Below are 12162 nucleotides of genomic sequence, written 5' to 3' on the forward strand. Positions count from 1 at the left end.
CCCGGCCTTCGGATCCGTCCGGCCGCGACGCCGAGCGCCGCGGCCGAGCCGGATCGGTTCAGTTCTGGCTGGCCGTCGGTTCGCCGGTGACCAGGTAGATGACCTGCTCGCCGATGTTCACGGCGTGGTCCGCGTACCGCTCGTAGAACCGGCCGAGCAGGGCGCCGTCGATCGCGGTCTCCGCACCGTACGGCCACGCGTCGTCCAGCATGATCTTGAAAAGGTGACGCTCGGCGTCGTCGATCGAGTCGTCGTCGGTCTCCAGTTCGGCGGCGAGCGCGACGTCGGGCTTGGCCAGCAGGGTAATGATCTTCCCGGCCATCCGGTCCGCCACGTCCGCCATCTCCTGGAAGGTCGGGCGCAGCTCGGCCGGGACGGCCGGCGACGGGTGCCGGCGGGCGGCGGTCTTCGCCACGTGCTCGGCCAGGTCGCCCATCCGCTCCAGGTCGGCGGAGATGTGCAGGGCGGTGATCACCCGGCGCAGGTCGCCGGCGACCGGCGCCTGCCGGGCGATGGTGTCCGCCACCTTCACCTCGACCTGCTCATAGATCTTGTCGACGTCGGCGTCCCGCTCGATCACGGCCTGGGCGGCCTTGAGGTCGGCGGTCAGCAGCGCGGTCGTCGCCTTGCGCAGGGCGGCGCGAACCGACTCTGCCATGGTCACCAACAGGCGGCCGACCTCGACAAGGTCGGCCTGGTACTCCTCGCGCATGTCTCGATCCCGGTGCTCCTCAGGGCCGGCCCGGGTTTCGGGCGGCCGGTTGTGCTGCTCACGCTATGGGCAGCCGGCGGCCTGGACATGAACAGCGGTGAACGACGCCAGGCGTAGTGGTGAACATTATTCGACGTCGGCCCGATTTGTACCTTTGGCCCTGTAGCGCAGGTAAACAATGACCCTACGATCGCAGCGTGGAATGGAAGTACGCCGTCGGCCTCATCCTGCTCGCGCTCGCCGTCGGTGTGGGAGCGGGGCTGGCTCTGGCCCGGGTCCGCCGGCTGGCCGAGACGGCTCGCAGCGGACCGTCGGAGGGGAGCGCCGCCATCGAACCGGACGATGACCGCCCGGCTGGTAAGAACGGGATGAAAGGCCTCGGTCGCAAGAGTCTCGACTCGCTGCGGGTGGGTGTCGTCGTGCTGGACTCCGACGACTACCCGGTGCTGGTGAACCCGGCGGCCCGCGCGATGGGCCTGCTGCGCTCCGGCGGGGCGCCCGGCACCATCGCGGCGCATCCGATCCTGCGTACCCTCGCCGGACAGGTCCGCCGCACCGGCGTCCGCCGCGAGGTGGAGCTCGACCTGCCCCGGGGCCGCGCGGGTGGGGCACAGGCCCCGCTCGGGCTGCACCTGCGCGCCGTGGCCCTCAACTCGACGCACGTCGCGGTCGAGGCTGCAGACGTGACCGAGTCGCACCGGCTGGCCCGGGTGCGCCGCGACTTCGTCGCCAACGTCAGTCACGAGCTGAAGACGCCGATCGGCGCCCTCCAGCTGCTGGCCGAGGCGCTGCTGGACGCCACCCAGCTGCCCGACTCGGCACCCGAGGCGCAGTCCGAGGACCTGATCGCGGCGCGCCGGTTCGCCGAGCGCATCCACCACGAGTCCGCCCGGATGGGCCGGCTGGTCAGCGAGCTGCTCGAGCTCAGCCGCCTGCAGGGCGCCGAGCCGCTGCCGAACCCGGAGCCGGTCCCCCTCGACTGGGTGATCGCCGAAGTCGTCGACCGCACCCGGACCACCTCCTCGGCCAAGAACATCGAGGTCGTCTACGACGGCCCCAGGGGCGCCATGGCGTACGGCAGTGACAGCCAGATCGCCACCGCCGTCACGAACCTCGTGGAGAACGCGATCGCGTACTCCGGCGAGGACACCAAGGTCTCGCTCACCATGCGCCAGAGCGACGACTGGATCGAGATCGACGTCACCGACCAGGGCATCGGTATCTCTCCGCAGGACGTCGACCGGATCTTCGAAAGGTTCTACCGGGCCGATCAGGCGCGGTCCCGTTCCACCGGTGGCACCGGCCTCGGCCTGGCCATCGTCAAGCACATCGCCACCAACCACGGTGGCCGTGTCGACGTCACCAGCGCCCTCGGCGACGGCTCTACGTTCACCTTGCGCCTACCGGCGCGTCCCCCCGAAGCCCCCTCGCCGTCACCGACGGCGATTGAGATCGAGTCCGGTGTGGCCGGGCGTTGACCCGGTCACCGAAGACGGAAGGAACCACATTGGCCCGCGTGCTCGTGGTCGAGGACGAGGAGTCGTTCTCCGACGCCCTGTCGTACATGCTGCGCAAGGAGGGTTTCGAGGTGTCGGTCGCCGCGACCGGGACCTCGGCGCTCACGCAGTTCGACCGGACCGGTGCCGACATCGTGCTTCTCGACCTCATGCTGCCGGAGATGTCCGGCACCGAGGTCTGCCGCCAGCTGCGGCAGCGCTCGGCCGTCCCGATCATCATGGTGACCGCCCGGGACAGCGAGATCGACAAGGTCGTCGGCCTGGAGATCGGTGCGGACGACTACGTCACCAAGCCGTACTCGCCGCGTGAACTGGTCGCCCGCATCCGTGCGGTGCTGCGCCGCCAGGGCACCGAGGCCGCCGAGGTGACCACCCCGACGCTCGCCGCCGGCCCGGTCCGGATGGACGTGGAGCGCCATGTCGTCACCGTGGACGGCGCCGGCGTCCAGCTGCCACTGAAGGAGTTCGAGCTGCTCGAGCTGCTGCTGCGCAACGCGGGCCGGGTGCTCACCCGGGGCCAGCTGATCGACCGGGTCTGGGGAGCCGACTACGTCGGCGACACGAAGACCCTGGACGTCCACGTCAAGCGCCTGCGTTCCAAGGTCGAGCCGGAGCCCTCCACGCCGCGGTACATCGTCACGGTGCGCGGCCTGGGCTACAAGTTCGAGCCCTGACCCTCTCTTCGGTACGGGTGTGCGGTTCTCCAACAGGATCTCTCGCCCGTCCCCCGGTGGCCCACGCGGCCATCTGCCTGCTCCCGGCCCAGTGCGGCCGCCAGCCAGGTGGGTGGTCGCGGCCGGGCCTCGCCCTTTCGGTGGCACCCGCTCTGCTGCTCTTGGTTTCGGCAATTACTGGTTCGGGTCCGTGCCCGGCACCGACGACGGCAAGGGTCGTGTCGTCACATGTTCCCTCTGGCCTCTGGATTCTGGAGCGCGAGCGCGTGGTGCGCTTCGATCTGTTCGGCACCATGACATGGCCGGTTTGGTCGAGGTGCCGCCCAGGGCGGGGTTCGCCGCGGGTCAGGGGGTCCGGGCCGCGCGGGGCGAGGCGGGCTCGCGTCCGCCTCGCCTTTTCGGCGCCCCGGCAGCTGCGGTCGCCGGGTGGATGGCGAGCAGGCCGGATTTCAGGCGGGCCGCGCAGAGTTCGGCGAGTTTCGCGTACGCCGGCTCCCCGATCAGCTCGGTCAGCTCCGGTGCGTAGGTGAGGTACATCGGCTCGGTGCCGACGTGCGCCTCCGGTGACGACGTGCACCACCAGGCGAGGTCGTGCCCGCCCGGGCCCCAGCCGCGCCTGTCGAACTCGGTCAGGGTGGACTGCAGCAGTTTCGTGCCGTCGGGCCGCGTGATCCAGTCCTGTTCGCGGCGGACCGGCAGCTGCCAGCAGACGTCCGGCTTGTACTTGAGGGGGTGTACCCCGTCGCGCAGTGCCTGCGCGTGCAGGGCGCATCCGCCGCCCGCCGGGAAGCTCGCGTCGTTGAGGAACACGCACGGGCCGTCACCGGATCGGGTGGCAGTGCGCCGCGCGGGCTTGGTCCCGTCGACCGAATCCATCTCGGTGTAGTTGCGGAAACCCCGCCGGTGGTGCTGCCACGTCTCGGGGGTGAGTTTCGCGGCCGCCGCCTTGACCCGGTTCTCGTCGTCGGCGTCGGTGAAGAACGCGCCGTGCGAACAGCAGCCGTCCTCGGCGCGACCGGGCAGGATGCCCCGGCAGGCGGAGCCGAAGACGCAGGTCCAGCGGGAGAGCAACCAGGTCAGGTCGGCGCGCACCAGATGCTGCTCGTCGTCTGGATCGAGAAACTCGATCCACTCCCGAGGGAAGTCGAGCGGGACCTCGGCAGACGGCTTCGTGCGGCTCATCCGCCTCAGCGTACGCCCATCGGTGGACCCTGACCGTTTAGCGCTGATATATCCGCGCGTGCCGGGCGCGGCTACGCTGGAGGCGTGAGTTCCCGCGTTCCTGTGCTTCTCTCCAGCTCCTCGGTCTTCCCGGAGCCGACGGCGGCCGCGTTCGAGATGGCGGCCACGGTCGGCTACGACGGCCTCGAGGTCATGGTGTGGACCGACGCCGTCAGCCAGGATGCCGGCGCCCTGGCGGGGCTGGCCGCCCACTACGGCGTCCCGGTGCTCTCCGTCCACGCGCCCTGTCTGCTGGTCACCCAGCGGGTGTGGAGCCCGGACCCGTGGGAGCGGCTCAGCAGGGCGGCCCAGCTGGCCGAGACGCTCGGCGCGCCGACGGTGGTGGTGCATCCGCCGTTCAGCTGGCAGCGCGACTACGCCCGCAACTTCGCCGAGGGGCTGGACAAGGTGCGCGACCGGCACCCGGGTCTGTCCTTCGCGATCGAGAACATGTTCCCGGTGAAGATGGCCGGCCGCTGGTTCGTGCCCTACACGCCGGGGTGGGACCCGACCGAGACGGGCTTCGACGCGTACACCCTTGACCTCTCGCACTGCGCGGCGTCCCGGATCGACGCGTTGGAGATGGCCGACCGGATGGGTGCCGGCCTCAAGCACGTGCACCTGGGCGACGGCACCGGCGAGGGCCGCGACGAGCACCTGGTGCCGGGCCGGGGCAACCAGCCCTGTGCCGAGCTGCTGAGCTCGCTGGCCGGCCGGGGTTTCACCGGCTCGGTCGCCCTCGAGATCAACACCCGGAAGGCCGCGAGCCGCCCGGCCCGCGAGGCCGACCTGCGCGAGGCCCTGGAGTTCGCCCGCCGCCACCTGGCCCCCGCGCAGGCCGCCGCCACGCAGGCCTGAGAGTCCTGCGGCCGGCCAGCCGTCAGGCCGGAGCGAGGCCAGTCAGCACAGCTCGTTTGCGGGCTCGGTGTGCTGCCACGTGGGAGCGGGTGGCGCAGCGCTCCGAGCAGAAGCGCCGGCAGTTGTTCGACGACGTGTCCAGATAGACGTTGCCGCAACGCTCGTCGGCGCAGATGCCGAAGCGGGCACTGCCGTACTCGCAGAGCCACACCGACAGACCCCACGACGCACCGGCCAGGTATTCGGCGCTCACCGACGAACCGCGGCTGGTCACGTGCATGTGCCAGTCGCTGGCGTCGTGCCCGGAGATGCGCGGCTGCACCGGGTACGCCTCGAGCATCGTGTTGAGTTCGCGCACCGCGTCGGCGTCCCGGCCGGACGTGCCGTACTCGAAGACCTCGCGCAGCCGGCGCTGTGCACGGCGGAACGCCACCAGGTCCTTCTCGGCGACCTGGTCCCGCATGTACTCCTGCTCACCGGAGAACATGGCCCGCAACCCGGCGAGATCGTCCAGTCCGGCGTTGACGAGGTCGACTGCCGTCCGGGCGTACGCATCGAAGTTCACCCGACAACGGTAGCCGTACCGGTGTGTGTAGGGCATGTATGAAGCGCGCGGGTTTCGGCGCGGGCCCGGAGGTTACCCTCGGCTCATGCTCCGTTCCCTGTTTCTCGCTGCGGCCGGTTCCGCCCGGCTGGAGCGGCTCGCCGAGTCCGTCCCCGCCGGCAAGGGGCTCGCGCGGCGGTTCGTCGCCGGCGACAGTGCCGACGAAGCCCTGCGGGTGAGCCGGGAGCTGGCCGACGACGGCCTGTCGGTCGTCCTGGATCATCTGAGCGTCGGCACCGGCACCGTCGAGCAGGCGGCGGCGGTCCGCGACGAGTACGTCGCGGTTCTGGGCCGGTTGCGCGACGCCGGCCTGACGCCGGTGGCCGAGGTCAGCGTGCGGCTGTCGGCGCTGGGCATGCGGATCGACGACAAGATGGCGTACGAGTACGCCCACGCGATCTGTGCCGCCGCGGCGGAGGCCGGCACCGCCGTGACCCTGGACGCCGAGGACCACACCACCACCGACACGACCCTGGAGACGTTGCTGGAGCTGCGGCGGGACTTCCCGCGGACCGGCGGGGTGCTGCAGGCACAGCTGCGGCGGACCGAGGGGGACTGCCGGGAGCTGGCGACGGCCGGGTCCCGGGTCCGGCTCTGCAAGGGCGCCTACGCGGAGCCGGAGTCGGTGGCCTTCTCGTCGGCGCTGGACGTCGACAAGTCGTATGTGCGGTGCTTGAACATCCTGATGTCGGGTGCCGGCTATCCGATGGTGGCGACGCACGACCCGCGGCTGATCGCGATTGCCGAGGACCGGGCGCGCTGGTTCGACAGGTCCACCGGGGAGTACGAGTTCCAGCTGTTGTACGGCGTCCGCCCGGAGGAGCAGGCCCGGCTCGCGGCGGGCGGGCACACGGTCCGCGTCTACCTGCCGTACGGCGAGCAGTGGTACGGCTATCTGATGCGCCGGATTGCCGAGCGCCCGGCCGGGGTGGGTGTCGTGGCGAGGGCCGTCACGTCACGCAAGTAACCCAAACAGGTCAACACTTCGCAGATCCGGTGTGTCGGGCTTGACTTTTTATGGTCATTTCACGGAACGCATCGCGTTGGTCACAGCCGTATCGATACCGTTCTGATGACACGCACGTGCCTGCGAAAGGATCGGTGCGACGAGATGACGGGTCCAGCCCAGACCGAGGAACGACTCTCGGAGGTACGGTTCCTGACGGTGGCCGAGGTTGCTTCGCTGATGCGGGTTTCCAAGATGACCGTCTACCGGCTCGTGCACGGCGGTGACCTCACCGCGGTCCGGGTCGGCCGCTCGTTCCGGGTGCCCGAGCACGCGGTACACGAATATCTTCGCGGCGCCTTCTCGCAGAGCGCCTGACGACCGGCGGCCCCGGCGTCTGCCGGGGTCGTGTTGGCCCGAAACGACCTGCCCGCTACGCTGGAGCGGTTGGTTCCCGGGTCCGCGCGCCGATCGTGGCGCCAGCGCTCGGGGTGCCGTCCAGTCCGGTACCGGGCGAGCCTTCGGGTCCGCCGGTCCACCCACATGGTTTCGAGAGGCTTTTCGTATGGGCTCCGTGGTCAAGAAGCGCCGCAAGCGTATGGCGAAGAAGAAGCACCGTAAGCTGCTGCGCAAGACCCGCGTCCAGCGTCGCCGTCTCGGCAAGTGACGTCCGGCCGGGCGACCGGCCCGGCCCGGACACGTCACTTGCCTGACTGCCCGAGGATCTCAACAACGCATCGGAAGGTGCGCCCGTGGTGACCTCACCGCCCAGCGTTGTCGTGGTCACCGGAGTAAGCCGGTACCTCGGCGCTCGGGTGGCTGCACGCCTCGCCGCTGATCCCCGGATCGATCGTGTCGTCGGCCTGGATCCGCACGACCCGCCTGCCGGCCTGCTCGGCATGCTGGCGGGTGTCGAGCGGATCCGGGCTGATGCGCGGGCGGCCACCGAGGCCATCGCCGAGCTCGACCCCGAAGCCGTCGTGCACCTTGCTGTCACAAGTGTGCCCGCCGAGCCGGGCGGCCGGGCCGCGATGAAGGAACAGAACGTCATCGGTTCCATGCAGGTGCTCGCGGCCGCGCAGGCGGCGTCCGGCCTGCGCAAACTGGTGGTCCGCTCGTCCACGGCGGCGTACGGCGCCTCGTTCCGGGACCCGGCGGTCTTCACCGAGGACACCGAGCCCCGTGCCGTGCCGCGCGGCCCGTTCGCCCGCGACATCCTCGACATCGAGGGTTACGTGCGCGGCTTCCGCCGGCGCCGGCCCGAGGTGGCCGCGACCGTGCTGCGGTTCGCCCCGATGATCAGCTCGACGGCCGAGACCTCGCTGACCAGATACTTCGCACAACCTGTGGTGCCGACCGTGCTCGGCCGCGACGCCCGGCTCCAGTTCGTGCACGTCGAGGACGCGCTCGAGGTCCTGCACCGCTCGGTGATCGAGGACCACCCCGGCACGTACAACGTGGCCGGTGCGGGGGTCCTGATGCTCTCCCAGGCCGTGCGCCGCAGCGGCCGGGTCGCCCTGCCGTTCCCCGAGTCGGCCCTCTCCACCGGCGCGGCCCTGCTGCGCAACCTCGGTGTCGAGCAGATCGGCCTGGACCAGATCGACCTCTTCGTGCACGGCCGGGTGGTGGACACGTCCCGGCTGATCCGCGAGTTCGGCTTCACGCCGCGCACCACGGCCGTCGCGTTCGAGGAGTTCATCCGGGCGCACACGGCGGGTTCCACCGTCACCGCGGACCGGCTGGCCACGGCCGAGCGGGCGATCCTCGACGGCATCCGGCGTGTCCGGGCGGCGGCCGAGGCCACGCCCGCGGGGGTGCCGGCGGGAAGCGACCGGTCGTGAGTCAGGACGAGTACCGTCGTGACGTGCTCCCCGGTCACGCCGAGTTCCAGTTACCCACCCCCGCCCCGGTGCAGCGGGTGAACGGGAGGCGCCCGATCCCGGAGCGGCCTGCCGACCGGCCCGCCGACGGCGCCGACGTCTGGGACCAGCGGGTCGCCGAGGGGCTGGCGTTCCTGCGCCGCCGCCTCGCCGGGGCGTACGAGGTGGACGAGTTCGGCTTCGACCCGGAGCTCACCGACGCGCTCTTCCAGCCGATCCTGAAGGTGCTCTACCGCGACTGGTTCCGCACCGAGGTGCTCGGCATCGAGAACGTGCCGGCCGAGGGGGGCGGCCTGGTGGTCGGCAACCACTCCGGCACGCTCGCGCTGGACGCGCTGATGCTCACCGTCGCGATGCGCGACAAGCACCCCCAGGAGCGGCACTTGCGGCTGCTCGGCGCCGACCTGGTGTTCCGGATGCCGGTGATGAGCGAGCTGGCCCGGGCGGCCGGCGCCACCGTGGCCTGCAACCCCGACGCCGAGCGCCTGATGACCGGCGGCCAGCTGGTCGGCGTGTTCCCGGAGGGTTTCAAGGGCATCGGGAAGCGCTTCGCCGACCGCTACAAGCTGCAGCGGTTCGGCCGGGGCGGGTTCGTCTCGGCGGCACTGCGCACCGGCACCCCCATCATCCCGGTCGCGATCGTCGGCGCCGAGGAGATCTATCCGATCCTGGCCGACCTGAAACCGCTGGCCCGGCTGCTCGGCGTCCCCTATTTCCCGGTGACGCCGACGTTCCCGCTGCTCGGCCCGCTGGGTCTGGTGCCGCTGCCGAGCAAGTGGCTGATCCAGTTCTGCCCGCCGATCCCGACCGCGCACCTGACCGAGTTCGCCGACGACCCGTTGGTTGTCTACAACCTCGCTGACCAGGTCCGGGAGACCATTCAGGCCACCCTGCACGAGCTGCTGGAGAAGCGACCGGACGCGTTCGGTCCGTGACGATTCGGTCACGCATAGTTGTTAGTCACTGGAAGGAAACGCCCGGACCGTCCTATAGTGACAAGTGAGGGGCGGCCCCGAAGTCTTTCGACTTTCGGCACCGCCCCTCGCCATGCTTCCGCGAGACGTGCTTCCGCGAGCCCCTACTTCTGCGAGCCATGCTTTCGCGAGGCGCGCGACGGACCTCTAGAAGAGGTTTTCCAGCAGTCCGCCCAGTACGCCGCCCTGCTGCTGCTGCTGCTGCTCCTCGCCCTCGTCGAGGACCGGCGGGACCGTCACCGGGACGGTCGGCGTCGGCGAGGCGTCCCGCGACCTGGTCGGCGTCTCGGCCGGGGTCGTCGGGCTGACCGTCCCCGGCACTGTCGCGTTGCCGGTGACGTCCGGCTTCGTGGTGACCACGCTCTTCGACGGCTTCGGCGTCGCCGACTTGCTGTGCGTCTTGTTCGCCGGAGCCTTGCCGCCACCGGTGTGTGCCGGCTTCGGCTGGGTCGCCGGTTCCTTGTCGGTGTCGGCGCCGGAGCCACAGCCGCGCAGCTTCGGCCCGAGATCGTCCGAGCCGCTCGGTGTGACCCGATCGCAGTCCAGGCCGCCACGCAGCTGCTCGGTCCGGTCCGCGACGTCCTCGAGCAGCGCCAGCGATGCCGCCGCCCGGTCCCGGTTGGCCGGGGTGAGGTCGTCGAGTGCCGGCGCGAACGCCTTGCGCTGCGCGGTGACGAAACCGTTCAGCGTGGTCAGCGGCTTGACGTCGGAGTTGGTGACCGCGGACGTGTTGAGCAGCCGGACGCCCTTGCGGGTGTCGGCGTCCATGTCGTCCAGCACCGTGCGGAACGCCGGGTCGTTGCCGTCCATGGCGACGGCCTCGGCCAGCCGGTTGCGGGCGAAGTCCAGCGACAGCTGGCCCCGCGACACGTCGGACCCGGCGATCGCCAGCTGCGCCCGCTCGGTCGACCGCTTGACGCCGTACAGGGCGTCGCCCGGTGACGCGCTCTCGCTCGCTGCGGAGATCCCGGAGACCGCCATCGCACCGGCGGCGACGCCGATCACGATCGCACCCCGGGCGCGGATCCGGCGGCCGAAGATCGAGCGCCGGACTCCTTCGACGGTGTCGTCGACGGGCTCGGCGTCGTCGACCGCGGTCCGGCCGATGCCGTCCCGCTCGGCCGTGGCGACCAGCATGGCGCGCAGGCCGACGCGGAACTCGGACTCGACAGGTGCGCCGGGCCGCGCCGCGCCGAGGCGGTTGCCGATGGCGACCAGCCGCTGGAGCTCCTCGTCGGCCTGGCCACGGGTGTGGTGCCGACGGGCGCCGCCGGTTTCGTCGAGTAGTTCCGCGAAGCGCTCGGCGCTCCGGCGGTCCAGGAAAGCGAACTTCACCGTGGGCACCTCCCCTCGCTCGTGACTGTCTCGCCGACCTGCGGGCCGGCGTAGGCAACCGGGCGGCCTGTCACGGTCCCGGTTCGCATCCGGACAAACGCGCGACACGCGGCCCCGGTTACGGGTGCGAGGGGGTGCCGTCGGGTATCGGAGATCGACATCCGAGAACGCCGGATCAAGATTGGAACCCTTCCGGCAGCAGCCGGTTGAGCGCCCGGACGGCCCGGTACTGCAGCGCCTTGATGGCACCTTCGTTCTTGCCCATGGTCTGCGCGGTCTCGGCCACCGAGAAGCCCTGCAGGAACCGCAGCACGATGCACTCCTGCTGCTCCGGGTTGAGCTGCTTGACGGCGGTGAGCAGGGCGACGTTCGTGATGTGGTCCACCACGGCGGACTCCGGGCTCCCCTCGGGCCCGCGGTCCTCCCGGTCGGCGTCGAGGACGTCGCCGGTGGTCACCTCGAGGCGGTACCGGCCCGACTTGAAGTGGTCGGCGACCAGGTTCCGGGCGATGGTGACCAGCCAGGCACCGAGGTCACGGCCCTGCCAGGTGAAGCTGCCGATCCGCTTGAGCGCACGCAGGAACGTGTCCGAGGTCAGGTCCTCGGCCAGCTGCCGGTTGCCGACCCGGAAGTAGACGAACCGGAAGACGGTGTCGACGTACCGGTCGTAGATCAGCCCGAACGCCTCCGCCTCGCCGGCCTGCGCACGCTCGACGAGCGCCCACACCTCGGCGGCCGGGTCGCCCCGGTCGGGCCGGGCCGGATGTTTCGGCGGCGCGGTCTCGGTGGGTGGACCGGTCGTGCTCTGCTGTGGCAGCACGACGGTGTGGTCGCCGGGCGTGGTCTCGTTCTCACCGAGGTTCGACCGCTGCCCGGCGGTCGGCTGGGCCGGCGGCCGTGAGGTGCCGATCCGCCCCCCTCCACCGAACTTGCCGTTGCCTCCGTTCGGCTGGGTGACGGCGGGCGGCCCGTTCGGCGGCCGGCGGCTGCCGGTCTGCTTCGGGCTTTCGCCGCGGATGGCGTTGACGATCGAGCCGTCCAGGGAGTCACGCAGAGCGGTCAGTCCTTCGTTGAGCGCGAGCCGTGCATCGGCGTACACATGAGTCACTTCGCCTCCTCAACCCGGCGGGCCTGTGACGATTGCGAATCAGTCCCGCCAGACATGAATTCGCCATAATTCCGTGCTTTGTGTGGCACAGCGGCCTCCTCGGGATGAGGGTGGTCACTCACAACAAAAGGGGCGGGTCAACCCGCTGAAAAGCCGGTTGACCTCACCCGTTGGTGTGGCTTCCGTTACGCAGACGGAAGTATCACCGACTTCGGACACGAGGAGTCGCACACCGTGTGCGCTGCGCGCAAAGCCGCGAAACGGCTGCAATGCGGCGCCCGGAGTCGCCGCCACCCTCGCCGACGAGGTTGCGGAACGAACGGACCTGCTGTC

General features: G+C 70.6%; 12 protein-coding genes and 1 pseudogene. 8 read left to right on the top strand and 5 right to left on the bottom strand.

Translation table 11 applies throughout. The features are described from left to right. Window positions 1–58 precede the first annotated feature (58 nt). Window positions 59–712: a phosphate signaling complex protein PhoU gene (gene phoU, locus LPA41_RS02550; RefSeq protein ID WP_229067947.1), complete on the bottom strand. Its 654-nt coding sequence runs from the start codon at window positions 710–712 to the stop codon at window positions 59–61. 197 nt (window positions 713–909) lie between these two features. Here phoU and LPA41_RS02555 point away from each other — a divergent pair, with 197 nt between their 5' ends. Both LPA41_RS02555 and LPA41_RS02560 read left to right on the top strand, forming a co-directional pair. Then, window positions 910–2190, top strand: a complete 1281-nt coding sequence (locus tag LPA41_RS02555; RefSeq protein WP_229067948.1) for a cell wall metabolism sensor histidine kinase WalK — start codon at window positions 910–912, stop codon at window positions 2188–2190. Window positions 2191–2219: 29 nt separating this feature from the next. Beyond that, window positions 2220–2903: a response regulator transcription factor gene (locus tag LPA41_RS02560; RefSeq protein ID WP_229067949.1), complete on the top strand. Its 684-nt coding sequence runs from the start codon at window positions 2220–2222 to the stop codon at window positions 2901–2903. A gap of 345 nt (window positions 2904–3248) precedes the next feature. Here the strand turns inward: LPA41_RS02560 and LPA41_RS02565 are convergent, their stop codons facing one another. Then, window positions 3249–4085: a hypothetical protein gene (locus LPA41_RS02565; protein WP_229067950.1), complete on the bottom strand. Its 837-nt coding sequence runs from the start codon at window positions 4083–4085 to the stop codon at window positions 3249–3251. 84 nt (window positions 4086–4169) lie between these two features. Between LPA41_RS02565 and LPA41_RS02570 the strand changes: the two genes are divergently transcribed. After that, window positions 4170–4982, top strand: a complete 813-nt coding sequence (locus LPA41_RS02570; RefSeq protein WP_229067951.1) for a sugar phosphate isomerase/epimerase — start codon at window positions 4170–4172, stop codon at window positions 4980–4982. Between the two features lie 22 nt (window positions 4983–5004). Here LPA41_RS02570 and LPA41_RS02575 read toward each other — a convergent pair whose 3' ends face one another. Beyond that, window positions 5005–5583: a CGNR zinc finger domain-containing protein gene (locus tag LPA41_RS02575; RefSeq protein ID WP_374238092.1), complete on the bottom strand. Its 579-nt coding sequence runs from the start codon at window positions 5581–5583 to the stop codon at window positions 5005–5007. A gap of 49 nt (window positions 5584–5632) precedes the next feature. Between LPA41_RS02575 and LPA41_RS02580 the strand changes: the two genes are divergently transcribed. From LPA41_RS02580 to LPA41_RS02600, 5 genes are all read left to right on the top strand, one after another. Beyond that, a complete protein-coding gene (locus LPA41_RS02580) occupies window positions 5633–6553 on the top strand; it encodes a proline dehydrogenase family protein (protein ID WP_229067953.1) in 921 nt (306 codons plus the stop codon). Window positions 6554–6697: 144 nt separating this feature from the next. Then, the gene (locus tag LPA41_RS02585) at window positions 6698–6910 is read left to right on the top strand and encodes a helix-turn-helix domain-containing protein (RefSeq protein ID WP_092552121.1); all 213 of its coding nucleotides are present in this window, start codon (window positions 6698–6700) and stop codon (window positions 6908–6910) included. A 187-nt stretch (window positions 6911–7097) separates the two neighbouring features. Then, window positions 7098–7199, top strand: a complete 102-nt coding sequence (locus LPA41_RS02590) for a 30S ribosomal protein bS22 (RefSeq protein ID WP_007465623.1) — start codon at window positions 7098–7100, stop codon at window positions 7197–7199. Between the two features lie 85 nt (window positions 7200–7284). Continuing rightward, entirely contained in the window at window positions 7285–8373 is a 1089-nt protein-coding gene (locus tag LPA41_RS02595) for an NAD-dependent epimerase/dehydratase family protein (protein WP_229067954.1), read from the top strand. Then, window positions 8370–9347, top strand: a complete 978-nt coding sequence (locus tag LPA41_RS02600) for a lysophospholipid acyltransferase family protein (protein ID WP_229067955.1) — start codon at window positions 8370–8372, stop codon at window positions 9345–9347. Before LPA41_RS02595 ends, LPA41_RS02600 begins: the two co-directional genes overlap by 4 nt. A gap of 522 nt (window positions 9348–9869) precedes the next feature. On the opposite strand, the pseudogene LPA41_RS02605 reads toward LPA41_RS02600, so the two are convergent. Next, a pseudogene (locus LPA41_RS02605) lies at window positions 9870–10721 on the bottom strand (DUF5667 domain-containing protein); the annotation flags it as partial. A gap of 175 nt (window positions 10722–10896) precedes the next feature. Continuing rightward, window positions 10897–11829 carry an ECF subfamily RNA polymerase sigma factor, BldN family gene (locus LPA41_RS02610; protein WP_229067957.1) on the bottom strand — a complete coding sequence of 311 codons (933 nt, stop codon included), beginning with the start codon at window positions 11827–11829 and terminating at the stop codon, window positions 10897–10899. Window positions 11830–12162: the final 333 nt, after the last annotated feature.

It is taken from the genome of Actinoplanes sp. DH11 (assembly GCF_020873875.1).
Classification (GTDB): domain Bacteria; phylum Actinomycetota; class Actinomycetes; order Mycobacteriales; family Micromonosporaceae; genus Actinoplanes.

What these genes read in the sequence shown, in the direction of transcription:
- phoU (WP_229067947.1), bottom strand. Translation starts at nt 712, where the DNA reads ATGCGCGAGGAGTACCAGGCCGACCTTGTCGAGGTCGGCCGCCTGTTG.
- LPA41_RS02565 (WP_229067950.1), bottom strand. Translation starts at nt 4,085, where the DNA reads ATGAGCCGCACGAAGCCGTCTGCCGAGGTCCCGCTCGACTTCCCTCGG.
- LPA41_RS02575 (WP_374238092.1), bottom strand. Translation starts at nt 5,583, where the DNA reads ATGCCCTACACACACCGGTACGGCTACCGTTGTCGGGTGAACTTCGAT.
- LPA41_RS02580 (WP_229067953.1), top strand. Translation starts at nt 5,633, where the DNA reads ATGCTCCGTTCCCTGTTTCTCGCTGCGGCCGGTTCCGCCCGGCTGGAG.
- LPA41_RS02585 (WP_092552121.1), top strand. Translation starts at nt 6,698, where the DNA reads ATGACGGGTCCAGCCCAGACCGAGGAACGACTCTCGGAGGTACGGTTC.
- LPA41_RS02590 (WP_007465623.1), top strand. Translation starts at nt 7,098, where the DNA reads ATGGGCTCCGTGGTCAAGAAGCGCCGCAAGCGTATGGCGAAGAAGAAG.